The following is a 247-nucleotide window of genomic DNA, read 5'->3' on the forward strand; positions in this document are numbered from 1 at the left end:
ATGAAGTCGATGGCTTGACCGGCCCGCTGGTCGGCCGCCCGAAGTCGGCCAGCTACCGCACCTCGGACGTGGTAGGCCTGGACACCATGGACCACGTCATCAAGACGATGGGCGACTCCCTGCCCAACGACCCGTGGCACCAGTACTTCGCCTCGCCGTAGTGGGTGGCTGCGCTGATCGCCAAGGGTGCGCTGGGCCATAATACCGGCGCCGGCATCTTCCGCTAGGTCGGCAAGGACATCGTGGT

Annotated in this window: 1 pseudogene; it reads left to right on the forward strand. The window is 65.6% G+C overall.

Features of this window, described 5'->3' with window-relative positions:
* Window positions 1-224 (forward strand): annotated as a pseudogene (locus ACQG3P_RS21490) (3-hydroxyacyl-CoA dehydrogenase family protein); the annotation flags it as partial.
* Window positions 225-247: the final 23 nt, after the last annotated feature.

The sequence above is a fragment of the Stenotrophomonas sp. SrG genome (genome assembly GCF_050031795.1).
GTDB lineage: Bacteria > Pseudomonadota > Gammaproteobacteria > Xanthomonadales > Xanthomonadaceae > Stenotrophomonas > Stenotrophomonas rhizophila_A.